21 protein-coding genes are annotated in these 22,238 nt (G+C 57.6%); 13 read left to right on the top strand and 8 right to left on the bottom strand.

Going from position 1 to position 22,238, the window contains the following annotated elements:
* The first annotated feature begins 1 nt into the window (after position 1).
* From ACMYSK_RS25400 to ACMYSK_RS25380, 5 genes are all read left to right on the top strand, one after another.
* The gene (locus ACMYSK_RS25400) at positions 2-805 is read left to right on the top strand and encodes an ABC transporter substrate-binding protein (RefSeq protein ID WP_434639206.1); all 804 of its coding nucleotides are present in this window, start codon (positions 2-4) and stop codon (positions 803-805) included.
* 33 nt (positions 806-838) lie between these two features.
* On the top strand, positions 839-2,359 hold the full coding sequence (locus tag ACMYSK_RS25395) for an amino acid ABC transporter permease/ATP-binding protein (protein ID WP_434639205.1): 1,521 nt from the start codon (positions 839-841) through the stop codon (positions 2,357-2,359).
* Positions 2,360-3,088 carry a class II aldolase/adducin family protein gene (locus tag ACMYSK_RS25390; protein WP_434639204.1) on the top strand — a complete coding sequence of 243 codons (729 nt, stop codon included), beginning with the start codon at positions 2,360-2,362 and terminating at the stop codon, positions 3,086-3,088.
* A gap of 5 nt (positions 3,089-3,093) precedes the next feature.
* A complete protein-coding gene (locus tag ACMYSK_RS25385) occupies positions 3,094-4,026 on the top strand; it encodes a 2-hydroxyacid dehydrogenase (RefSeq protein ID WP_434639203.1) in 933 nt (310 codons plus the stop codon).
* 85 nt (positions 4,027-4,111) lie between these two features.
* Positions 4,112-4,906, top strand: a complete 795-nt coding sequence (locus ACMYSK_RS25380) for an SDR family NAD(P)-dependent oxidoreductase (RefSeq protein WP_434639202.1) — start codon at positions 4,112-4,114, stop codon at positions 4,904-4,906.
* A gap of 22 nt (positions 4,907-4,928) precedes the next feature.
* On the opposite strand, the gene ACMYSK_RS25375 is transcribed toward ACMYSK_RS25380, so the two are convergent.
* The 6 genes from ACMYSK_RS25375 to speB form a co-directional block, all read right to left on the bottom strand.
* The gene (locus ACMYSK_RS25375) at positions 4,929-5,255 is read right to left on the bottom strand and encodes a helix-turn-helix domain-containing protein (protein WP_032691060.1); all 327 of its coding nucleotides are present in this window, start codon (positions 5,253-5,255) and stop codon (positions 4,929-4,931) included.
* 50 nt (positions 5,256-5,305) lie between these two features.
* Positions 5,306-5,761, bottom strand: coding sequence for a PTS sugar transporter subunit IIA (locus ACMYSK_RS25370; protein ID WP_434639201.1), 456 nt, complete (start codon positions 5,759-5,761; stop codon positions 5,306-5,308).
* Positions 5,758-7,122 (bottom strand): PTS galactitol transporter subunit IIC, encoded by a 1,365-nt coding sequence (locus tag ACMYSK_RS25365; protein WP_434639200.1) that lies wholly within the window; start codon positions 7,120-7,122, stop codon positions 5,758-5,760. The genes ACMYSK_RS25370 and ACMYSK_RS25365 overlap by 4 nt, the downstream gene beginning before the upstream one ends.
* 3 nt (positions 7,123-7,125) lie before the next feature.
* Entirely contained in the window at positions 7,126-7,407 is a 282-nt protein-coding gene (locus tag ACMYSK_RS25360) for a PTS sugar transporter subunit IIB (protein ID WP_004866676.1), read from the bottom strand.
* A gap of 225 nt (positions 7,408-7,632) precedes the next feature.
* On the bottom strand, positions 7,633-8,451 hold the full coding sequence (locus ACMYSK_RS25355) for a transporter substrate-binding domain-containing protein (RefSeq protein WP_434644365.1): 819 nt from the start codon (positions 8,449-8,451) through the stop codon (positions 7,633-7,635).
* 14 nt (positions 8,452-8,465) lie between these two features.
* Positions 8,466-9,437 carry an agmatinase gene (gene speB / locus ACMYSK_RS25350; protein ID WP_434639199.1) on the bottom strand — a complete coding sequence of 324 codons (972 nt, stop codon included), beginning with the start codon at positions 9,435-9,437 and terminating at the stop codon, positions 8,466-8,468.
* Positions 9,438-9,571: 134 nt separating this feature from the next.
* Here speB and ACMYSK_RS25345 point away from each other — a divergent pair, with 134 nt between their 5' ends.
* Complete coding sequence (locus tag ACMYSK_RS25345; RefSeq protein ID WP_434639198.1) at positions 9,572-10,474, top strand: LysR family transcriptional regulator; 903 nt, start codon at positions 9,572-9,574, stop codon at positions 10,472-10,474.
* Between the two features lie 4 nt (positions 10,475-10,478).
* Here ACMYSK_RS25345 and ACMYSK_RS25340 read toward each other — a convergent pair whose 3' ends face one another.
* The gene (locus ACMYSK_RS25340; RefSeq protein WP_434639197.1) at positions 10,479-11,231 is read right to left on the bottom strand and encodes an AraC family transcriptional regulator; all 753 of its coding nucleotides are present in this window, start codon (positions 11,229-11,231) and stop codon (positions 10,479-10,481) included.
* A gap of 178 nt (positions 11,232-11,409) precedes the next feature.
* Here ACMYSK_RS25340 and ACMYSK_RS25335 point away from each other — a divergent pair, with 178 nt between their 5' ends.
* From ACMYSK_RS25335 to ACMYSK_RS25320, 4 genes are read left to right on the top strand one after another with little or no spacing between them, the layout of a single operon-like run.
* The gene (locus ACMYSK_RS25335; RefSeq protein ID WP_434639196.1) at positions 11,410-13,545 is read left to right on the top strand and encodes a TonB-dependent siderophore receptor; all 2,136 of its coding nucleotides are present in this window, start codon (positions 11,410-11,412) and stop codon (positions 13,543-13,545) included.
* 2 nt (positions 13,546-13,547) lie between these two features.
* The gene (locus ACMYSK_RS25330) at positions 13,548-14,405 is read left to right on the top strand and encodes an iron-siderophore ABC transporter substrate-binding protein (protein ID WP_434639195.1); all 858 of its coding nucleotides are present in this window, start codon (positions 13,548-13,550) and stop codon (positions 14,403-14,405) included.
* On the top strand, positions 14,398-16,380 hold the full coding sequence (gene fhuB, locus ACMYSK_RS25325; protein ID WP_434639194.1) for a Fe(3+)-hydroxamate ABC transporter permease FhuB: 1,983 nt from the start codon (positions 14,398-14,400) through the stop codon (positions 16,378-16,380). The genes ACMYSK_RS25330 and fhuB overlap by 8 nt, the downstream gene beginning before the upstream one ends.
* Positions 16,381-16,411: 31 nt before the next feature.
* Complete coding sequence (locus ACMYSK_RS25320; RefSeq protein ID WP_434639193.1) at positions 16,412-18,004, top strand: cyclic peptide export ABC transporter; 1,593 nt, start codon at positions 16,412-16,414, stop codon at positions 18,002-18,004.
* Between the two features lie 76 nt (positions 18,005-18,080).
* Here the strand turns inward: ACMYSK_RS25320 and ACMYSK_RS25315 are convergent, their stop codons facing one another.
* Complete coding sequence (locus ACMYSK_RS25315; RefSeq protein ID WP_434639192.1) at positions 18,081-18,842, bottom strand: transporter substrate-binding domain-containing protein; 762 nt, start codon at positions 18,840-18,842, stop codon at positions 18,081-18,083.
* 316 nt (positions 18,843-19,158) lie between these two features.
* On the opposite strand from ACMYSK_RS25315, the gene ACMYSK_RS25310 reads away from it, so the two are divergent.
* The 3 genes from ACMYSK_RS25310 to ACMYSK_RS25300 are packed head-to-tail and all read left to right on the top strand — an operon-like array spanning position 19,159 to position 22,209.
* On the top strand, positions 19,159-20,028 hold the full coding sequence (locus ACMYSK_RS25310) for a MurR/RpiR family transcriptional regulator (protein ID WP_434639191.1): 870 nt from the start codon (positions 19,159-19,161) through the stop codon (positions 20,026-20,028).
* A gap of 37 nt (positions 20,029-20,065) precedes the next feature.
* Entirely contained in the window at positions 20,066-20,650 is a 585-nt protein-coding gene (ddpX, locus tag ACMYSK_RS25305; RefSeq protein ID WP_434639190.1) for a D-alanyl-D-alanine dipeptidase, read from the top strand.
* Between the two features lie 2 nt (positions 20,651-20,652).
* A complete protein-coding gene (locus ACMYSK_RS25300) occupies positions 20,653-22,209 on the top strand; it encodes an ABC transporter substrate-binding protein (protein ID WP_434644363.1) in 1,557 nt (518 codons plus the stop codon).
* The last annotated feature ends 29 nt before the right edge of the window (positions 22,210-22,238 follow it).

The following is a 22,238-nucleotide window of genomic DNA, read 5'->3' as shown; positions in this document are numbered from 1 at the left end:
GATGAAAAAAACGCTTAAGAAGCTCTCGCGCCGTGTGGCTTTGGGCATCGCCGTCGCCGCTTGCTTTTCACCGCTGACCCAGGCCGCAGAACTGCTGACCGATGGCGTCTTTAAAGTGGGTATGGAGGTCACCTATCCGCCATTTGAATCTTACGACAGCAACAACAACATCGTCGGTCTTGACCCAGAGTTTGCCGCGCTGATCGCCGAACAGCTAAAAGCCAAACCGCAGTTGATCGACACCAAATTCACCAGCCTGATTTTAGGGATTGGCAAGAAGTACGACGCGGTGATCTCCGGAATGTACATCACCCCCGAACGCCTGAAACAAGCCGATGCGATCCCGTATGCCTTATCCGGCGCAGCGATCATGGCCCTCAAGAGCAGCAATGTGCAGCCGAAAACGGAAGATGATTTGTGTGGCGTGAAGGTGGGCCTGCAACAGGGAACCTCGTGGGTCTCCAGCCTGAAAACCCACTCTGAAGAGTACTGTCTGAAGAACGGCAAACCGGCGATTAGCATTCTCGAGTTCCCGACCTCGCCGGAGGTCTCCCAGGCCCTGCTGTCGAAAAACATTAACGCGCAAGTAGAAATCGCCCCGGCGGCACAGATCATCGTCGATAAAAGCCGTGGTCGCCTGGCCATTAGCTCCACGCGCCTGGTGTATCCATTACCGCTGGGTATTTATGTCGCCAAAGGCAATAGCGAACTGGTGACCGCGGTTAAATCGGCGTTGGCCACCTTAAAAGCCAACGGGAAATATGACGCCATTATCAAGAAATACAATTTAGAACGCATCGATTAAATACAATAAAGCACATGAGCAACAGGAGTCGGTATGGAGTTCGATTGGGGATACTTTTTCTCATTATTTAGCGTTGGGGCATTCTGGCAGGCGTGCGTAACCGTCATCGTCGTCAGCTCATTGTCCTGGTTTATTGGCCTGGTATTAGGATTCCTGTTAGCCTGCGCGAAGCTCTCCGGCCCGCGCTGGCTGAAGGTTCCCGTCGAACTCTATATTTGGTTTTTCCGCAGCGTACCGTTAATGGTGCTGCTGGTTTTTGTCTATAACCTGCCGCAGCTCTTCCCGGTCACGCAGCCGCTGCTCGGTATTCCGTTTATTGCCGGATTAGTCTCAATGACCGTCACCGAAGCCGCCTATATGGCGGAAATACATCGCGGTGGTTTAATGTCGGTAGCAAAAGGGCAGAGTGAAGCCGGCCACGCATTAAGCTTCAGTTTTATTGGTATTCAGCGCTTAATTATTATTCCGCAGGCATTTCGTATTTCGTTGCCCACGCTGATTAATGAATACATCACTATTATTAAACTCAGCTCGATCTTGTCAGTTATTTCACTCCCGGAACTGCTGCTTACCGGCCAGCGTCTGTATGCGCAAAACTTCCTCGTGATGGAGACGCTGCTGGCGGTAGCGGTTTACTACGTCATGGTGGTAACGCTCTTCACCTGGCTGTTCCGGGCGCTGGAAAATGTGCTGGATATTCAAAATAAACGTCCGCAGACGTTCAATGACGCCGAGTGTGAAGCCCTGCGCCAGTCCCTGAAGGCGCCGCAGCACACGGCGAAGGCCGAACCCACCAGCGGTAACCCACCAGCGCTGGATCTGCGCGCTATCGAGAAATCCTGGGGCCAGCATCAGGTGCTGAAAGGTATTGACCTGAAAGTAGAAAACGGTCAGGTCATCAGCATCATCGGGCCGTCGGGCTCCGGTAAAACCACCCTCATCCGCACCATCAATGCGCTGGAAAGCATTGATGCCGGAGAGATCGTGCTCTATGGCGAAGACTACCTTAAAGGCGCGGCTATCGTGGATAAGCCGCAGATGCGTGCCGGCGTGCGGCGCATCGGCATGGTTTTCCAGAGCTTCAACCTGTTTCCCCACCGTACGGTGCTCGATAACGTCATGCTCGCCCCGCTCTATCACAAGCTGGTTGAGCACAGCGTGGCCAAAGAGCAGGCCCTCTATTTGCTGGACCGCGTTGGCCTGCTGGCCCATGCCGAAAAATATCCCTGGCAGCTCTCCGGTGGCCAGCAGCAGCGCGTCGCCATCGCCAGAGCGCTGGCCTTAAAACCAGACATCATGCTGTTTGACGAACCGACCTCGGCGCTGGATCCCGAGCTGGTGGGAGAAGTGCTGAAGGTGATTCAGTCCCTTGCCCGTGAAGGGATGACGATGCTGATCGTCACCCACGAAATGGACTTCGCTTTATCCATCTCTGACCGGGTAGTGATGATGGAAAACGGCGTCGTGGCGAGCGATGTGCATCCGCAGCGCATTCGTGACGGCGTACAAGACCCGACGCTAAGCCGCCTACGTGAATTTATGGGAGTGCAATAAATGATGACTGAACGTGAACTCCGCCAGGACCTGGCCGCCGCTTACCGGCTCGCAGCGTTGTTTGGCTGGGAAGATACGCTTTATACCCACTTCTCCGTCCGCCTGCCGGGCGACGGCGAACCGCGGTTTCTGATTAACCCGTTCGGCATGATGTTCGATGAGGTCACGGCCAGCAACCTGATCGTCGTCGATATGCAGGGCAAGGTCGTGGAGGGGCACGCGCCGGCTAACTCGGCCGGCTTTACCATCCACAGCGCGGTTCATATGGCTCGCGAAGATGCGCATTGCGTCATCCACACCCATACGCTGCCGGGCATGGCGGTCGCCGCCTGTCGGGAGGGATTGTTACAGCTCAACCAGATCAGTACCGAGTTTTATCAGCGCGTCGGCTATCACCCGTATGAGGGCGTCGCCTTTGACCTCGACGAACGCGGGCGGATCCAGCGCTCGCTCGGAAATCATATCGCCATGATTTTGCAGAGCCACGGGCTACTGTCGGTTGGCCGCACCGTCGCCGATGCGTTTTACATCATGTACTACCTCAACCGCGCCTGCGAAATTCAGATGGCCAGCGCACAGCTCGCCCCGCTTGGCGCAATCCACACCATCCCGGCGCACCTGAGCCAACACGCCTGCGAACAACTGATGGGCGTGGAACATGAACGCCAGCTGGTCTGGCAGGCGTGGCTACGCCGCCTGAACCGTCTCGACACCTCTTACAAAGACTAACGCCCATGCCAAACCTGACTATCGTTGTCGATTGCAATGACCAGAATTACGCCCGCGAGATTTGCGAAGCGCTGCACCTTTTCCCGGACGTGACCGCGGTTCTGCCCGATAATCCAGCGGCACGCACCGCGGAATATGCCAGCTGCTGGTTTCCCGATGCCGGCCTGCTGACGCGTTCGCCGGCATTAAAATTAATCCAGGCCGCCTCGGCCGGCGTGGACCATCTCCCCGACAACCTGTTCACCAGTTCTGTTCCTCTCTGCCGGGTGGTCGATGAGGATTTCCGTCACGGAATGTTCGAGTACGCCCTGTGGGGGGTGTTGTGGTTCCAGCGCAATTTTGACCGCGCGCTGGCGCACCAGCGTGAACACGTCTGGAAGATTTACCCGCAGCGGGCCGCCGCCGATTTTCGTATTGGCGTAATGGGGCTTGGCGAAATCGGCGGCTATATTGCCACCTGCCTCGCCGGGCTGGGGTATCACGTCTCCGGCTGGGCGCGCAGCGAGAAACAGCTCCCCGGCGTCCAGTGTTATCACGGCGATACGCAGTCCGGTGAATTCTTTGCCGGGCTGGATGCGCTCATCAACGTTCTGCCGCTCACCGAACAGACTCGCGGTATCCTCGCGCAGCCGCTGCTCGATAGGCTCCCCACGGGCGCGGTGCTCATCAACTGCGGGCGCGGTGAACATATGGTCAATCATGACGTTCTGCAAGCGCTGGATAGCGGTCGACTGGCGGGCGCGGTACTGGATGTCTTCCCCGTAGAACCGCTGCCGAAGGATGATCCGCTCTGGCAGCATCCGCAGGTGGTCATCACCCCCCATATGGCCTCTATCGCCCCGGCGGAGGTGATTGCCCGCCAGCTGCTGGAAAATATCCGCCGTCAGCAGCACGCGCTGCCGTTGAACAATCTGGTGAATAAACAGCGCGGCTATTAACCTCTGCGCTGCCGATTCCTCGTCCGGCGCCCGCCATCAGCTGCTACGCTTAATGGTCTGTCTGACAACACATAAGGCCAGAGTTATGAAGATTGATCTGTCGGGAAAAGTCGCACTGGTGACCGCATCGACGGCCGGAATTGGTTTTGCTATCGCTAAAGGGCTGGCGGCCAGCGGTGCGGAGGTAGTGGTGAACGGGCGCAGCGAGCGTAGCGTCAACGAAGCCATTGCCCGGCTGCAAAATGAAGTACCCGGTGCCAGACCACGTGCTGCCGTTGCTGACCTCAGCGGCGCCGAAGGGGTCACGCAACTCCTGCAAGCGGTGAACGGCGTCGATATTCTGGTCAATAACGCCGGGATTTATGGCCCACTGGACTTCTACGAAACCGACGATACCACCTGGGAAAACTACTGGCAGACCAACGTGATGTCCGGCGTGCGGCTGTCGCGCGCGCTGCTGCCGGCCATGGTGCAAAAAGGCTGGGGTCGGGTGGTGTTTATCTCTTCTGAGTCGGCGCGCAACATTCCGGCAGACATGATCCACTATGGCGTGACCAAAACCGCCCAGCTGTCGCTGGCGCGCGGGCTGGCGAAGTTCGTGGCCGGCAGCGGCGTGACGGTGAACAGCGTGCTGCCTGGACCGACAATTTCCGATGGCTTTGCCGAGATGATGAAAGACGAGGTAGCGAAAACCGGTAAACCGCTGGACCAGCTCGCCAAAGAGTTTGTGCTGGCCCATCGCCCCAGCTCGGTTATTCAGCGGGCGGCATCGGTTGATGAAGTGGCCAACATGGTGGTGTACGTCTGCTCGACTCAGGCCTCGGCCACTTCCGGCGCAGCGCTACGCGTTGACGGCGGCGTGGTGGACGACATTGTCTGACGAGCTTACGCCCGACCGCTGACTAGCGGCCGGGCTTTTTGGCCGGATCGTTAACCGACGTCATTTCGAACTGACTCTCAGGATCCATAGCATTGACCGCTTTTTGCAGTTCGGCGAGGGCAAACTTGAGGGAGGCGACCTCCTCGCGTAGCGCCTGCATCTCCTGCTCTTGCGTGGTGCTGCGGCTGGTTTTAGGAAACGCTTCAAACACATCCTCTTCGAGGAACATACGAACCTGACGATTATCAACATTCACCAGCTGATACTTCAGCCGACCGCTGTTGATCGCGTTATAGATAGTCTTGCGACTGACCATCGCTAACTCTATGACGTCGCTGATTCGTAACATCTTGCCCCTCTCCGCTTCCGGTCTCACCGTATGGCGCCCATCATTTTATCTTACTGTGTGACGACGGCATCGGTGAACACTTTTGCAATCTCCTCTGGCGTCATTTTAACGATTTCGTTAACGCGATCGCGATCGGCTAATAATGCGAATAAGGATTGAATAATTGCCACTTTTTCGCAAGTTTTATCAATGGCCATCATAACCACGATCTCTGGCACCACCACTTCTTCCGGCTCATCGGTACGATGAAACGCCACGCCGGCCTGGTTAATGCCAATGGCAAACCCGGTCTGGTTAACATGCTCAAACTCGGTATGCGGGATAGCAACGCTGTGGGTCTCCATATAGATCCCGGTCGGGTAGACCTCCTCGCGAGTGAGTACGCCGTCGATGAAACTCGGTTTCACCAGATTATCCGCCAGCAGACTTTGGGCAAGGCGGGTCAGTAAGGCCGTCCGACTTACGGCCTGGTTAAACGTCACGACACGCTGAGTACTAAACATCATTTTCCTGCCTCCGTTGCCGCCACTGCCGACTGTTCATTTTCCTGTGCCAGTTTGCGACGGTTCCACAGTACCAGCGCGAGGGTGCACAGGGTCAGAATCCCGACGCCAATCTCTTTGAGGTGGAAGCTCTGGATAATCGCCCACGGCAGCATAGCCCCGGCATAATCCACGCTACTGATACTGGTGGTCCCCTGCGGCAGCGAGAAACCGGTACTGACCGCCGTGCTGGTGACAATCGGCGCCAGGTTGGTACCAATCAGCAGCGCCAGGCTCAGAGTTAGCAGCCCGGTCAGCAGCGTACGGAACATATCGCCGCGACACACCGCCGTCACCAGAACAAAGGCAAAGGGTAAACCGGTTAACGATGCAAAAGGCAGGAACTGGTTGCCGGGAATGATTGCCGCGAGAACCAGCATGACCGGAATCATCAGCATGGAAACGGACAGCGTGACCGGATGCCCGACGCTGACGGCAGAGTCCAGGCCGATGGCAATTTTACCGAACGATCCGGCCCGCGACTGGGCAATTTCCTGAATACGTTCGCTGATTGGATAGACCCCTTCCATCAGCATTTTCGCCATACGCGGAATAATGGTCATCACCGCTGCCATAGTAATTGCCGTTTGCAAGATAGCCTTCACTTCAATTCCGGCGATAATACCGAGCAGCGCACCGATAATAGCCCCGAGGGAAGCCGGATCGCCAAGGATAGATAATCTCCGCTGAATCACTTCGGTATCAATTTTAATATCGCGTACCACCGGAATGCGATCGACAATAGCATTCACCAGCCACGCCGCCGGAACAAACGAGGCGGAGAAACCATGCGGTACTGAAATAGAAGGCAGATTTAAATATTTTTCGACATCACCGCTGGTGCGGTCGGCAATCACCATCGTAATAATGCAGTTGATCCCGGCGGCAAATATCCCCAGCCACAGGCTATCGGTAATAATCGTCACCAGCGAGCCGGTAAACGCATGGTGCCACAGGTTCCAGATATCGACGTTCAGTACCCGGGTCGTTTTGGTGTACAGCATCAGGACGTTAATCGCCACGCACACCGGAATGACCAACGCCCCAACGCGCGTCCCCATCGCCACCGCCGCCGCGGCGGGCCAGCCCACATCCAGCACGGTCAGATTCAGGCCGAAACGCTCCACCAGCGCGTGGCTGACCGGCGTCAGGGAATCGATCATCAGATTAACGGTAATGCTTAAGCCGATAAAACCAATTCCCACCATTAAACCGGCTTTCAGGGCTTTACTTAACGACAGACGCAGGAGCAAACCGAGGAGCATAAATATCAGCGGCATCATTACCGATGCGCCTAAACCCACGATGTAATCAACAATAAACATGGCTTAACCCTCGGCGAGAATTAATTCTTTCACGCTGCTGAACACTTTATCGGTGCCCATGCCGGTTAACAGCGGCAGAGCGTTAATAACCGGGACGGACAACGCAACGGGCGACGTAGAGACAATAAAATCGACATCGTCACGCGTTTTGGCCTCCGCTACGGTGCCTTGCGAAATACGGACCTTATCGAGGATATTTTCTTTTTTCAGGAAGTCCTGCAGTTTATTTAAGGCGACGGTGCTGGTTGCCACGCCAGCGCCGCAGCAAATCATCATGTGTTTCATAAGAATTCCTCTCTGTTTTGGTGAGGGGAATTAAAACATGCGGACAGAAGATGAATTGTGATCAGTGTGTAATTTTACACACTGAGTACACAACAGGTGATAAGAATACAGATAACAAACTGATAAATATGATAATTAAATTTTACCCAAAGCGATAACCGCTATCAAAATGTGATGAACATCGCATTAAACAACCCGTTCATCGCAACATCTGTGTTTTTTATCTCACGGCTGCACCGCGTTATCCGTAATGCCGTAGGCGGCATATTTTTGCAGCAAAGCATGATATTCCCCGCTGTCGCGCAGCGTTTTCAGTGCAGAAGCCAGCTGCTGCGCCAGCGCCGCGTTCCCTTTGCGAACGTAAATCCCCAGCGTTTGCGGGTAAATTGTCTGCGGGGAGCTTACCTTCAGCCGACCTTTGCTACGTTGGGTAAAGAGGCTGACCACGCCAGCAATATCAACCTGTGCCTGAATGTTTCCCGAGAGCAGCGCCTGCAACGTCTCCGGCGAGGTCGGGAACTCCTTAATCTCGATAGCCCCTTTACCCTGCTGCTGGCAATAGCCCGCCGAAAGCTCTTGCAGCTTTTTCACCCATGACGTGCCCTGCTGTAGCCCGACGGTTAACCCACACAGATCCTGCTCCGTTTGCGGCGTAACTTTGCTGTCGCTGCGCACCATAATATAGGCTCCGGTGTTGGCGTACGGGATAGCATCCGCCTGGCGAGTACGCTCATCCGTGATATAGAGCGCGGAGATTACCGCATCCTGACGTCCACCGCTGAGGCCGAGGATCAGGCTGCTGAATTTCGTATCCACCAGCTGGAGCGTGAAGCCCATTTTCTTGCTGAGCAGCGCCGCCAGCTCCGCATCAAAACCGACAATAGTGTCATCCTGCCAGGACTCAAACGGCGGATAGGCAACTTCCATGGCAATTTTAATGTTTCCCGGCGCGAGAGGGGCATCAGCCGCATTGGCCAACGGCGCCATCCCCGACGCCAGCACCAGCGCGGTAGCGAGATAACGTAATGAGAGAGTTTTTTTCATCATTTGGCTCCGGTTTAAGCAGAAGTACGGCGATGATGGGCATCGGCGAGCTGGCAAAGCAGTTCAAACATCAGGGTCGCGCCAGTCAAACTGGTGAGATGGCCCTGGTCAAACGGCGGAGACACCTCCACCAGGTCGGCACCCGTCAGGTTCAACCCGGCAAGCAGGCGAATACAGTGCTGGGCCTGCAATGTCGTCATGCCGCCAATCTCCGGCGTTCCGGTGCCGGGCGCATAGACCGGATCGAGCACGTCGATATCAAAACTGATGTAGGTGGGCTGGTCGCCAACGATGTCCCGTGCCCGCTGCATAACCTTATCGATACCCAGCTCGTTCACCTGTTCCATGCGAATAATCGTGATACCGTTTTCCTCCGCCCACCGGTGTTCATCCGCGGAAAACAGCGCGCCACGAATACCGATTTGCACCGTGCGCCGTGGGTCGAGAACCCCCTCTTCGACCGCACGACGAAACGGGGTACCGTGGGTGAAGCGCTCGCCGCCAAAATAGCTGTCGTTGGTATCAGAATGGGCATCGAAATGGATCATCCCCAGCGGCTTATCCCGTCCCAGCGCCCGCAAAATCGGTAAGGTGGTGAGGTGGTCTCCTCCCGCCGTTAACGGCATCACCTGCTGCTGGTCAAGGGCACGATACCAGGCTTCAATTCGCGCCAGGCTATCGTGCATATTCACGGGATTAATCCGCACATCGCCCAGGTCGCCCACCCGCGCATAATCATAGGGAGAGCGGCGGGTCACCGGATGAACCCGGCGCACCAGGCTCGACGCATTGCGCAGCTCGCGCGGCCCGTGGCGTGTGCCGGCACGGTTGGTGGTTCCGCCATCCCACGGCACGCCCACCACGCTGATATCCAGTTCGGCGGCCTGCGACGCAAAAGGAAGACGGAAAAAGGTTGGTAATCCGCTAAAACGCGGAATGTCTCCATCCTGCGGCTGCGGGTACTCATGTTCAGTTGCGGATGTCATTGCAGTTTCTCCATGGCTTATCGGGGTGATAACGAGATACTGCGCAACGCGAAGTCGAGAAAAAATAGTCAAAGCCAAAAAATTAGTTTAGAAAAATAAAAACAAAACCCGGGACTTACAGCGGAGCATCTCCTATGTCGGTGGGCAAATTTCCCAATCTGCGACTGTTACACGTTTTTATTACCGTGGCGAAATATCAGGGTTACGCCAACGCGCAGCAGGAGCTCAACCTGACGGTGTCGGCTATCAGCAACTATATGAGCGAGCTCGAGGAAAAGCTGGGGATCATCCTGTGCCGCCGCGGCAGAGGCGGATTTTCGCTGACGGAAAAAGGGGAAACCGTGCTTCAGCAAAGCATCGATTTGCTGAATTCGCTGGAGGATTTCGAACGCAATACGGCTACGCTGCGAGGCGAACAAACCGGGATCTTTAATCTTGGCGTGATTGATTCGACGATTACCGATCCGATGCTGCCGATGAGCGATATTATCGCTGTCTTCAGCGAACGTTTCCCTCTTGTGCATATTAACCTGCAGGTCAGAAGCCCGAACGCGCTTTTACAGGGGGTGTTGAATAACGAACTGGATCTCGCCATCGGGACCTTCTCGCTTCAGGCTAACAGCGTAGTATCTCACCCGCTCTATCGCGAGCAAAACTGGCTCTACTGCGGCGACAAACACCCGCTCTTTAGCGTTAAACATCCGACAGAAGCGCTGATTTCTCAGCAGCGGATGGTCACTCGCAGCTACTGGAGCAGCAGTGATTTAGGGCGCAAAGGCTTTAAGCAGAGCGTGGCCAGCGCGGAAAGTATGGAAGCGCAGCTGATGCTCATCCTGTCCGGGAAATACGTTGGCTATCTGCCGGAGCACTACGCGCTGCCGTGGGTGCAAACGCAGAAACTGCGCGCCCTGCTGCCGACAGAATATGGCTACCAGGCTCCCTTTTCGCTGATTTTTCGCCGTGGGCGCAGCAAAGAGACATTAATTCGCACAATGCGGGATACCGTCCGCACCCGCGTGAAGGTGCGTAAAAATTAGGGACTTACTCCCGGCTGCCGGTGGCCAGAATATAGCGCTGCGGCGACACGCCAAGCTTTTTACGGAACATCGCGATAAACGCGCTGGCGCTAGCGTACCCCAGCTCATGGGCAAGTTTGCTCACCGTCACGCCGCGCGCGAGATTGCATACCGCCTCCAGCAGACGAATCTGCTGGCGCCATTCTGAGAAACTGAGGTGGGTCTCTTCGCGGAACAATCGCGCCAGCGTGCGCTCGCTGGCGCCCACTTTTTGCCCCCACCACGCCAACGTGGCCGCGTGGTCCAGCTCGCGGCAGAGGGTATCGCACACCTGGCGCACGCGCCGGTCGCTGGGGAGAATCACATGGCACAGCATGCTGGCAGGCAAACGGGCCAGCTCGTCGCTCAATAATGCCAGAATCAGCGCCTGACGTTCCGTTGAAACGGCCTCTTCCAGACCGGCTGCAATCAGGGTATGCAGCAGCGGCGTAGCGGCCAGTCCGCGGCACTGAAGGCCAAACTGACGCGAGGCCTGAGGGGTTAAATAGAGATTTTGCGTCACGACATGATCAATCGCCTGCAGACCGTGCGACAAACCGCCGGGCAGCCAGATAGCGCGACCGGGCGACAGCAGCCAGATATGCTGCGGAGTCACAATTTTTGCCACGCCGCGCAGCGGGTAGATCAGCTGCCCTTGTTCATGCTGATGAACCGGCTCTTCGCTGCCGGGGGTATATTTCAGCTGGCGTAGCCCTTCAATAGCGTGCGGGATTGTCATCTTCACCTGCCCTTTGTCCGATTCTCACCATTTATCCGTACTGCTGCGTTTAGAGACAACTTTTGTCCGAATGGCGACATCCAGGTGACCAGTCGCGCCATTCTGCCATGGACGGGCTTCTCTTTTGAAGTTGAATAATTATCATTTCCATCCAATTCTAATAACAGTCGGAAATGCTATGAGACAGATTGGCAAGTTTCTCAGGGATAAACCGTTGAAAGTACTGGCATGTACGATCATCGCAGGATACAGCGGGCAAGCGTTCACTGCGGATAGCGGGCAGGATAGCACAAAAGAACAGACGATGGTGGTCACCGCCGATGCCGGTGCACAGGGGCAGGATGACGAGAGTAACATCGTTGCGCACAGCGCGACGGCGGGCAGTAAATCCAGCCAGTTGATTAGCCGGACGTCGCAAAGTATTGCCGTCGTTACCCAGGCACAAATTGAAGCGCAGGCGGCAAAGACGATCCCGGAAGCGCTACGCTACGTCTCCGGTGTCGCCTCAGAAAACGCCGGGCCAGATACTCGTTTCGACACCATTATCGTGCGTGGATTCGAAGCCGACGAATATCTCGACGGCCTGCGTCTGCCGCGTGAAGCCTGGTGGAGCCGCCCGGCGTGGGACCCGTTCCTGCTCTCGCGTATCGAAGTGGTCAAGGGTCCGGCATCGGTGCTTTACGGGCAGGCCAATCCGGGCGGGATCGTCAATATGGTGAGCAAAACCCCGCAGGCCGACGCCGGCGGTCAGGTGTATGTCACCGCGGGTAATAACAACCTGTTTGGCACCGGTTTCGATGTTACCGGCCCGCTGAACGCCGACAATACGCTACTGGGCCGCGTCGCAGGGACCTTTTTCGATACGCAAACCCAGGTCGATCACACCCGCTACCAGCACTATGATATCGCCCCTTCGCTGACCTGGCAGCCGAACGAGCGAACCAGCCTGACCCTCCTTGCGCAGCTGCGCAAAGACCCGGACAGCGGCTTCTACAACCAGATGCCTGTCTCAGGCACGCTGACCCATAACCCTAACGGGCAGATCTCCACCAGCTTCTACGGCGGGCAGCCCGGTTTTGATAAGTACGAGCGTGAACAGGGCAGCATCGGCTATCAGTTCCGCTATGACATTAACGATACGGTCACCTTCCGTCAGAACCTGCGCTATATCAGCAGCACCGGTAATTATTTGATGGTGTATCCGTGGGGCGAACACGCCGATGCGCCGCTGATTGACCGCTATTCGATGAACCTGAAAGAGACCATGTCTAACTTTGCGGTGGACAACCAGGCGGAGTTTCACCTGCAAAGCGGCCCGGTCGCTCACACTCTGCTGGCGGGTATCGATCGAATGCACACCTCGGTGCGCAGCCAGGCCGGCTACGGCGATGCCAGCCCGATCAACTACCTCGATCCGGACTACAGCACCCCGGTTGAAAAACCAGCCTTCACCAGCAATACCCACTCAACGCTGGATCAAACCGGGTTCTATTTACAGGATCAGCTGGAGTGGCGTAAATGGATAATGAACCTCGCCGGGCGGTACGATGCGGCGAAAACCAAAACCACCGATCTGCTTACCGATAGCCGTAGCGAACGTAACGATTACGCCACCACCGGCCGCGCCGGGCTGCTCTACCACTTCGACAACGGGCTGGCACCGTACATCAGCTATTCAACGTCGTTCGTGCCCAGCAGCAACAGCGATTTCTACGGCCACGCCTTTAAGCCTACCGAAGGTAAGCAGTCGGAGATCGGTCTGAAGTACGATCCGGTTGGCCTCGATGCGCTGTTTACCCTTGCGCTGTTTAACCTGCGTGAAACTAACGTCGCCACTCCGGACCCGGATCACGCCAACTTCAGCGTGCAAACCGGTGAGATCCGTTCTCGCGGCGTCGAACTGGACGGCAAAATCAACCTCACCCCGGCCTGGTCGGTACTGGCGTCCTATGCTTTCACCGACCCGAAAGTCACCAGCGCTAACGACGGCACGGAAGGCAAACATCCGGTAGGAATTTCTCGTCACAGCGCCAAACTGTGGACCCAGTATGCACTGAGCGGCCCGCTGGACGGTTTCTCGCTGGGCGGCGGCGTGCGTTATATCGGCAGCAGCTACGCCACCACGGATAACAGCCTGAAAGTTCCAGCGGCAACGGTGTACGACGCGCGAATTGGCTACCAGTGGCGTGAATGGGGCGTCGCGCTTAACGCCGCCAACCTGACCGATAAAACCTATCTCGCTTCGTGCCAGGATAACGGCTGCGAATATGCGATGAAACGACAGCTGGTTGCCACCGTGAACTACAAGTGGTAGCTATGCTGTCACGACGCAGGTTGCTCACTGCTGCCCTGCTGGCCCCTGCCTTATCGTGGGCCAGCAGTTCGCCTGTGCCACAGCGGCTGGCGGTACTGGACTGGGGGCTGACCGAAATGATCCTCGCTCTCGGCATCACGCCGGCGGGGGTTTCGGCCCCGGCGTGGTATCGCAAGCTGATCCCCGTTCCGGCTCTGCCGACAACGGTGCAAGATTTAGGCCTGCTGTTTCAACCCAATCTGGAAACGCTCTACGCGTTGAAACCGGACGCGATTGTCATCACTCCCCAACACGTCCTGTTAAAACCGGCTCTGGCGCAGGTTGCTCCCCTCGTAACGCTACCCGCCCACGGCCTCAGCGCCTTTATTAGCGCCACCCAGCAACTGGGCGTGGTACTTAAACGTGAACCCCAGGCGGCCGCGCTGATCGCCGGCCTGTCCCAGCGCATTTCCCGTGCCCGCGGCTATGCGCAGAATCTGCATCAGCCGGTGTTGTTTGCTTCCCCGGTGGATGCATTGCACCTGCGGTTATATACCGCCGGTAGCCTGCCGGGCGATGTACTGGCGGCCTGCGGGATGCGCAACGCCTGGCGTGCCAGCGGCGGGGCCGAAGGCAACGTCCTGGTGGAACTCACCCGTATCGCCACCCTCGATGCCCGACCGATCCTGCTGGTCGCGGCGGATCAGCGTGATGCGGTAGCGCACTGGCAGCAAAGCTCGCTGTGGCGGAGCCTGCCGCTGACCTCACGCTATCCACTCGCGCTGATTGAGCAGCCCATCAGCGACGCCGGGGCCCTGATAACCGCCGGGCGTTTTGCCGATATTTTCAGCCAGCTGATGGTGGGATGGCGCCATGCGTGAGCCACTTTCCCGCCGCCTCTCATGGTGCGTCATCGCCGTGCTGTGGCTGGTGTCGCTGTTGCTGGCGGCCAGCGATGTGCTGCGTCAGGGGGGATGGCATGCCTTGTTCAGCCCCCCCGCCAAGCTGCCCGCCGCCATTATTCTGCACAGCATGTGGCTGCCGCGTCAGGGGATGGCCATCATTGGGGGAGCCACACTCGGCCTGTGCGGCTGGCTGATGCAGCGCGCGCTGCGTAACCCGCTGGCGGAGCCGATCACCCTCGGTATGACTTCCGGCGCAACCCTGGCGATGGGCCTGGCTTCGCTGTGGCTTCCGGCGCTGACCGGCGGCATGCGGATGGGGATAATTATCGGCGGCGAGCTGATCGCGCTGCTGCTGGTTCTGCTTCTGAGCTGGCGCCAGCGGCTCTCCCCGCTGGTAATGATTCAGGCGGGAATGATGATTAACCTGTGGTGCGGCGCGCTGACCATGCTGATCGCCATTATCAACGACCGTTTCCTGCTGACCGTACTGATGTGGGGCGGCGGTTCGCTGGCGCAGGAGGACAGCCATCTGCTGCTGGCGCTGCTGCCGTGGCTGGCGCTGTGCGTCGGGCTACTGATGCTCCTGTTTCGCCCGCTGGAACTACTACAGCTCCCGGAAACAATGGTGAATAGTCTTGGCGCTTCGCCGCTGCGGATTCGTGCGGCTGCGGTGCTGCTGGCGCTGGTGATGAGCGCGCTTATCATCAACGCCGTCGGCGTTATCGGCTTCATTGGTCTTGCCGCACCGCATCTCGCCCGTTTTGGCGGCGCGCGCACCTCGCGCCAGCTGGTGTTGCATAGCGCCCTGACCGGCGCAGGCCTGCTGTGGTTTACCGACCTTTGCGTGTCACGGGTTTCCCTGTTTAACGGTCAACTGCTGCCAGTGGGGATGCTAACCGCCCTGACCGGCGGACCGCTGCTGATCCTGCTGGCACGTTTCGCCCGTCAGCAGAGTCTGGATACCGCCCCACCGCCGCAAATGTCGGCCCACACCAGCCGTTGGGTTCCCTGGGCTGCGGTGCTCGCCCTCGCGGTCTCCGTGGTTATCTCGCTGTTTTTCGGCCACGGCCTGGCCCACTGGCACTGGGCGCATTCGGCTGAGCTGGCCCATCTGCTGCCTTTGCGGCTGCCGCGCCTGCTGGCGGCTATTAGCGCCGGCGCTTTGCTGGCTGGCGCGGGGGTGCTGATGCAGCGGGTCAGCGGTAACCCGCTCGCCAGCCCTGAAGTGCTGGGTATCGGCGGCGGCGCGGCGATGGGCGTGACGGCCTGTATTCTGTTGTTCCCCGGCGAGGGCAGTACGTTTTTGCTGCTCAGCAACCTCTGCGGTGCGCTTATCAGCCTGCTGCTGACGATGTGGAACAGCCGCCGCAGCGCCTTTAACCCCCAGCGGGTATTGCTCAACGGCGTGGCGCTGAACGCGCTTTGCCAGGCAGCGGTCAGTATTGTGATGCTCAATAACCTCGCCGCCAGCGCGATACTCCTGCCGCTGATGACCGGCAGCACCTATTACATCAGCGCCCCTCTGGCGCAGGGGCTGTTTATCGCCACCCTGATTTTGCTGACCCTGACGCCGCTGTTCCGCCGCTGGCTGGTGCTGCTGCCCCTCGGCGGGGTGGCCGGTTCGCTGGGACTTTCCCTGCCCCGTGCCCGTTTTGGGGTGCTGGCGCTGGCGGCGTTGATGACCGGGCTCGCCACGCTGCTGGTTGGCCCGGTGTCGTTTATTGGCCTGCTCGGGCCGCATCTGGCGCGTAAAACCGGTGTCAAAGGTGCGCTGGCGCAGCTCTACACCGCCGCGCTGCTCTCCGCCTGCATTATGACCCTCGCTGACTGGCTGGGACGTAACGCACTCTATCCGCGCCAGCTTCCGGTCGGACTGGTGGCCTCGCTTATTGGCGTCCCGCTGCTGGTCTGGCCGTTGATTCGCGCAAAAGGCCAGCCCGGGGCTGAATAACAGATAAAAAGTCATGAAAAAGGAATGTCGCATGTCGGTGTTGTTGATTTTATTGCGTATGGTCGGCGGCTGGCTGCTGCTGGCGGTTGTCGCCGGGTTAATCTGCGGGTTTAGCAATGCGTCACTGCTGGCTATGATTAACCACAGCCTGACGCTGCCGCAGGCGCAAAGCAGCCTTGCTCCGGGAATACAGTTTACGCTGCTGGCAGTGCTGATGCTGGCAACCCGGGTTGTGTCGCAGACCACGTTTATGTTTCTCGGGCAGAAAGTGAAGGCGCACCTGCGCGGCGAGCTCACCCGCCACGTCAGCGAGACCCGTTGGCTGTCGCTGGAGCGAGCCGGCATGGCGAAAACGGTGTCGGTGCTGACTCAGGATCTCGACACCCTGGTCGTGTTTTTTGTCAGCCTGCCAAATCTGTTTATCTACGGCGCGGTCATTATTGGCTGTCTGATTTACCTCGCCACCCTCTCCGTCAGCGTCTTTACACTGGCGCTGGCGGCGATAGCACTCGGTACCCTGGGCTATCGCGCCGCCCACGGTCGGGCGATCGGCCTGCTGCGCCGGTCGCGACAGCGGGAAGACACCTTGATTCAGCAGTGCAAAAAGCTGTTCGACGGCGGACGCGAATACCGGCTTAATGCCGCCCGCCGCCAGCGGTTTGTGTATGGCGAGCTGGCGGACAACATTGAGGCCGTCCGCCAGGAACGGACCCGCGGATACGTCCTCTACGGGCTGGCCACCAGTTGGGGAAGTATTCTGTTTTTTGCCTTTATCGGCCTGGTGCTGTTCGGCCTGCGGGGATCGCTGACGCTGGATCCGACGGCCATCACCGGCTACGTCATGATCTTTCTCTACATGATTGTACCGGTCGAAGGCGTACTGTCATCGCTGCCGACCATTGCCAGCGCCCGGGTGGCGCTCCAGCGGGTGCAGCACCTGCGTGACCATCTGCCCCCGGAACAGCCGCAGCGCCCGCTGCCAGCGGTGCCCTTTCGCTCCCTGACGCTACAAGAGGTTCGCTATCAGTATCAGGGAGAAGATGGCGAACGCTTTACCCTCGGGCCACTGAATATGCAGTTTACGCCCGGTGAACTGGTGTTTGTGGTCGGCGGCAACGGCAGCGGTAAAACCACCCTCGCCAATCTGTTGGTCGGGCTTTATCCTCCGGATAGCGGGGCCATTTTACTCAACGGCAGCAAGATTGCCGCCGACCAGCAGGCAGGTTATCGCCAGCTGTTCTCCGCCGTCTTCAGCGATTTTTTTCTTTTTGACGACGTCGCGTTTATCCATGAGCGGACGCCCGCGCAGGTGGCGCATTTGCTGCATCTGCTGAAGCTCAGCCATAAAGTCCGTTTCCAGGATGGCCGTTTTTCGACCACCGCCCTCTCACAGGGGCAGCGTAAGCGGCTGGCGCTGCTACAGGCCTGGCTGGAAGCGCGCCCGCTGTATCTGTTTGATGAATGGGCCGCCGATCAGGACCCGGAGTTTAAGGCGGTGTTTTACCTGGAACTGCTGCCGATGCTCAAAGCCGAAGGCCGGACCATCGTCGCGATTACCCATGACGACCGCTATTTTCACCTGGCGGATCGGATTATCAAGCTGGAGTCGGGGCAGATAGTGTAGTCCGCACGTTTTCCGCGCAGGCGCGCAATTTCGCGGAGATAGCTTTACCCGTCGGTAAGGCTATCTCCGCCGGCATCTATTCGTGAATCTTCCATTTTTGCTTGAGAATATTTTTATCCTGGCTATCCAGCCAATGATTCACCTTCTCCAGCAGCGCCTGATTATCTTTGTTCATCATATAAACTTTAAAACTGGCAGTACCCGGGAAGGGCTTATCGGTTGCGACGCAGAAGACTCCGGGCTCTTTGTTCTCGTAATAGACGCCTTCAATAAGGTCGGTCACCATCATATCGGCGGTTTTCTTACGCAGCGCATCGAGGTTATCAACGTTATTTTTCACCCTGATAATCTGCGCATGTTTGATATGGGCATCAACGTAGCTCTGGTTGGTGCCGCCCGGATTAACAATCACCTTCACATTGGGCCGGTCAATTTTCTCCAGACTACCGAGCGCCGGGGCCGCCATACAGTTAGCCAGGGCGATTTTTCCGTTGGCCACCACCGGATGGCTCAGGGCGAAATCTTTTTCCCGCTCCGGCGTTTCGGTAACGCCGCCCATCGCAATATCAAATTTATCGGCCTTCAGATCGCCGGACAGCGTAGGCCAACTGGTCAGCACGAAGGTGACCTTAAGCCCTAGTTTTTGCCCCAGATCCTTGGCCATGTCCACGTCGTAGCCACGAAGCTCACCCGCTTCGTTGTGGAACGCCAGCGGCGCATAATCGCCAGGAACCCCCACTTTCAACTCGCCGCTTTGTTGAATCACCTGCATATCCCGCGCCTGGCTGTTACAGGCAATACTCGCCAGTACGAAGGCCAGACAGACCTTTAGGTTCATACCCTCATCCTTATAAATAAGTCAGTTATGTGAAGATTCCACGTCATTCCACCGCGCTCTATTCTCTGCTTATCCACCGCAGTCATGACAACTTTGTTAATCGTATGTTTTATTTTTGTGACGCACAACCAGGAAACGTTGCACTTTCTTTGTGCATATTTTGACGAAAATATACGCTCATTGTTCGCCTGCCTCCCGAGCTTTCCCAGTCATACCGCAAAAAACGGTTTTCCGGAACAGATGGCATGCATCGTGCTTTGTTAGTTGAGTAACACCATGCGCATTCATGAGAGCGAAATATCATTAAGAGGCGGGTATGAACGATAATTCGAGGCTGTTTCGCACCATTGAGTCGATCTTTAGCCAGCTGACGCCCAGTGAAAAACGCATCGGCAGCTGGCTGCTAAGCCATCGGGAGCATATCCCCTTTGAGACGGCTGACAGCATCGCGCTGGCGACTGGCACCAGCGGGATCACCGTCGGTCGCTGTCTGCGCAAGCTGGGCTACCGCAACCTCGATGATGTCAAAAACGGCCTGAAAGATCATACCCCGGCGCCCTATAAGCACTGGGGCGTTATCGACCGCCTCGACTCCTGGGCTCAGCAGCAAACGCAGCCTGACCGCGCCAGCCTGTCATTGCAGATGGAGCTGGATGCAATCCGCTATGTCTACCAGCTGGCACAGGAAGAGACTTTTGCCAGAGTCAGCGAGCAGATCGCGCAGGCCGATGCGGTGATAGTGCTCGGGATCCAGTCAACGCGGGGCCTCGCCAACAGTTTTTTTAGCCATCTCGAATACCTGCGACCACGCGTGACCTATGCCGATGGCAGCTCCGGCAGTTGGCTGGAATCGCTGAACTCCGAATATGAACATCCTTACATCGTCCTGACGGATACCCGCGCTTATTCCAGCACGGCCCGCCAGTTCTGTCGGGTGGCCGCCGAACGCCGCATTGCCACCGCGCTGGTCACCGATATCTGGTGTCCGTGGGCCCGCGATTATCCGGTCGATCTGCTGCAGGTCAAAACCGATACCGGTCATTTTTGGGATTCCCTCGCCCCGATCAGCTGTCTTTTCAACCTGCTGCTCTCCGCGGTCGTCGAACGGCTCGGCCCATCGCTGTCGCAGCGTCTGGCCGAAAACCGGACGTTACAGCAGGAATTTGGTCAATTTGAACGTGAATAAGCGCCTGCTCGCCAGGCTCCAGGACAGGAAAAAACAGATGAATCAGCAAGTCACACTGGTCGATATCAGCGCACGGTTCCCGGCTCTGCCTGTCGATCTCAAATATGCCAGCGCCGATAACATTACCGGCCAGCCCATCTATAGCGAGGCCCGCTGCCTGCTCCACCCGGATGCGGCGGCGGCGCTGGAGAAGTCGCTGCGTATCGCTCAGCTGGCGGGACTGAACCTGCTGGTGCTCGATGCCTATCGTCCGCAGCAGGCGCAGCAGCGGCTATGGGACGCCTGTCCGAATCAGGATTACGTCACGCCGATAGCGCTGGGGTCCAATCACAGCCGCGGTACCGCTATCGACGTGACGTTGCTCGACGAAAACGGCCAGCCGCTGGATATGGGCACCGCATTCGATGAGATGGATGACCTGTCTCACCCTTATCACCCGGCGGTTCCCCAGGCCGCCCAGCGTAACCGCCTGCTGTTGAACGCCATTATGTTCGGCGGCGGTTTTAAGGGCATTTCCACGGAATGGTGGCACTTCGAATTACCGGATGCGGCCGGTTATCCGCTCCTTGATGATGTTTTCGCCTGCCTGTCCCCCGCTCACACTGACGGAGTCATTCCATGAATATGAGTCGCACTTCTTTCACCGGTTTTCGCCCTCTGCTGCTGGCCGTTGCGCTGGCAGCGGCCGTAGCTCCGGCTTATGCCGCCGTGCCCAAAGATATGCTGGTAATCGGTAAAGCCGCCGATCCGCAGACGCTTGATCCGGCCGTCACCATTGATAATAACGACTGGACGGTCACCTATCCGGCCTATCAGCGGCTGGTCAAATACAAAACTCAGGACGGAAAAGGCTCAACGGACGTGGAGGGCGACCTGGCCGAAAGCTGGCAGGTCTCTGATGACGGCAAAACCTGGACCTTTACGCTGCATAAAGATCAGCAGTTTGATGACGGAACGCCGGTCACAGCTGAAGCGGTAAAACTCTCTTTCGAACGCCTGATGCGCATTAAGCAGGGCCCGTCGGAAGCCTTCCCTTCCGGGTTGAAAATTGACGCCGTGGATCCCGTTACGGTGCGCTTCACCCTGCCAGATTCGTTCGCCCCGTTCCTCCACACCCTGGCCAATGACGGCGCATCGATCATCAATCCGGCGGTCCTGAAGGCTAACGCTGCCGACGACGCTCGCGCCTGGCTGGCGGAACACACCGCCGGCTCGGGAGCCTATATGCTCCAACGCTGGCAGAAAGGACAGCAGCTGGTACTGGTACCCAACCCGCACTTCAGCGGCACAAAGCCGACCTTCAAGCGAGTGACGGTCAAAATTATTGGTGAAAGTTCCGCCCGCCGTCTGCAGTTGACTAAAGGGGATCTGGATATCGCCGACGCGCTGCCGGTTGACCAGTTCGCGGCCCTGAAAAAACAGGATAGCGTGGCGGTGTATGACTACCCGGCGCTGCGGGTGACCTATCTGTATCTCAACAACAGCAAAGCGCCGATGAATCAGGTTGATTTACGCCGCGCCGTCTCCTGGGCCACCGATTATAAAGGGATGGTCAGCGGTATTCTCGGCGGTAACGGCAAACAGATGCGCGGCCCGATCCCCGATGGCATGTGGGGCTTTGACCCGAGCGCCATGCAGTATTCCCTTGATCTGGATAAAGCTAAAGCCGCGCTGGCAAAAGTGGCCGATAAGCCGAAAACGCTATCGTTCCTCTACTCCGATAATGACCCGAACTGGGAGCCGATCGCGCTCTCCACCCAGGCCAATCTGCAAACTCTCGGCATCCAGGTGAAGCTCGAAAAACTGGCCAACGCCACCATGCGCGAACGTATTGGGAAAGGGGATTATGACATTGCTATCGGCAACTGGAGCCCGGATTTTGCCGACCCCTATATGTTCATGAACTACTGGTTTGAGTCAGATAAGAAAGGGCTGCCGGGCAACCGCTCGTTCTATGCCAACCCGCAGGTTGATGCTCTGCTCAAACAAGCCGTCGCCACTACCGACCAGGCGGCGCGGACCCGGGATTATCAGGCGGCGCAGAAAACCGTCATTGATGAAGCCGCCTACGTTTATCTGTTCCAGAAAAACTACCAGGTGGCGATGAACAAGGAGGTCAAGGGCTTCGTCTTCAACCCGATGCTCGAGCAGATTTACAATATTGCCGATATGCACAAATAGCGCACCTTAACCTTGTCATGCCGGGCCGT

It is taken from the genome of Klebsiella sp. I138, assembly GCF_051131765.1.
GTDB lineage: Bacteria > Pseudomonadota > Gammaproteobacteria > Enterobacterales > Enterobacteriaceae > Klebsiella.
The sequence above is the reverse complement of the archived record's forward strand: the minus strand, read 5'-3'. Positions and strand labels throughout refer to the sequence as shown.

Coding starts and splice junctions, on each gene's coding strand:
- speB (WP_434639199.1), bottom strand. CDS start 9,437: ATGACATCCGCAACTGAACATGAGTACCCGCAGCCGCAGGATGGAGAC.
- ACMYSK_RS25385 (WP_434639203.1), top strand. CDS start 3,094: ATGCCAAACCTGACTATCGTTGTCGATTGCAATGACCAGAATTACGCC.
- ACMYSK_RS25390 (WP_434639204.1), top strand. CDS start 2,360: ATGATGACTGAACGTGAACTCCGCCAGGACCTGGCCGCCGCTTACCGG.
- ddpX (WP_434639190.1), top strand. CDS start 20,066: ATGAATCAGCAAGTCACACTGGTCGATATCAGCGCACGGTTCCCGGCT.
- ACMYSK_RS25310 (WP_434639191.1), top strand. CDS start 19,159: ATGAACGATAATTCGAGGCTGTTTCGCACCATTGAGTCGATCTTTAGC.
- ACMYSK_RS25375 (WP_032691060.1), bottom strand. CDS start 5,255: ATGTTACGAATCAGCGACGTCATAGAGTTAGCGATGGTCAGTCGCAAG.
- ACMYSK_RS25335 (WP_434639196.1), top strand. CDS start 11,410: ATGAGACAGATTGGCAAGTTTCTCAGGGATAAACCGTTGAAAGTACTG.
- ACMYSK_RS25345 (WP_434639198.1), top strand. CDS start 9,572: ATGTCGGTGGGCAAATTTCCCAATCTGCGACTGTTACACGTTTTTATT.
- ACMYSK_RS25320 (WP_434639193.1), top strand. CDS start 16,412: ATGTCGGTGTTGTTGATTTTATTGCGTATGGTCGGCGGCTGGCTGCTG.
- ACMYSK_RS25360 (WP_004866676.1), bottom strand. CDS start 7,407: ATGAAACACATGATGATTTGCTGCGGCGCTGGCGTGGCAACCAGCACC.
- ACMYSK_RS25400 (WP_434639206.1), top strand. CDS start 2: ATGAAAAAAACGCTTAAGAAGCTCTCGCGCCGTGTGGCTTTGGGCATC.
- ACMYSK_RS25315 (WP_434639192.1), bottom strand. CDS start 18,842: ATGAACCTAAAGGTCTGTCTGGCCTTCGTACTGGCGAGTATTGCCTGT.
- ACMYSK_RS25380 (WP_434639202.1), top strand. CDS start 4,112: ATGAAGATTGATCTGTCGGGAAAAGTCGCACTGGTGACCGCATCGACG.
- ACMYSK_RS25340 (WP_434639197.1), bottom strand. CDS start 11,231: ATGACAATCCCGCACGCTATTGAAGGGCTACGCCAGCTGAAATATACC.
- ACMYSK_RS25355 (WP_434644365.1), bottom strand. CDS start 8,451: ATGAAAAAAACTCTCTCATTACGTTATCTCGCTACCGCGCTGGTGCTG.
- fhuB (WP_434639194.1), top strand. CDS start 14,398: ATGCGTGAGCCACTTTCCCGCCGCCTCTCATGGTGCGTCATCGCCGTG.
- ACMYSK_RS25370 (WP_434639201.1), bottom strand. CDS start 5,761: ATGATGTTTAGTACTCAGCGTGTCGTGACGTTTAACCAGGCCGTAAGT.
- ACMYSK_RS25365 (WP_434639200.1), bottom strand. CDS start 7,122: ATGTTTATTGTTGATTACATCGTGGGTTTAGGCGCATCGGTAATGATG.
- ACMYSK_RS25395 (WP_434639205.1), top strand. CDS start 839: ATGGAGTTCGATTGGGGATACTTTTTCTCATTATTTAGCGTTGGGGCA.
- ACMYSK_RS25300 (WP_434644363.1), top strand. CDS start 20,653: ATGAGTCGCACTTCTTTCACCGGTTTTCGCCCTCTGCTGCTGGCCGTT.
- ACMYSK_RS25330 (WP_434639195.1), top strand. CDS start 13,548: ATGCTGTCACGACGCAGGTTGCTCACTGCTGCCCTGCTGGCCCCTGCC.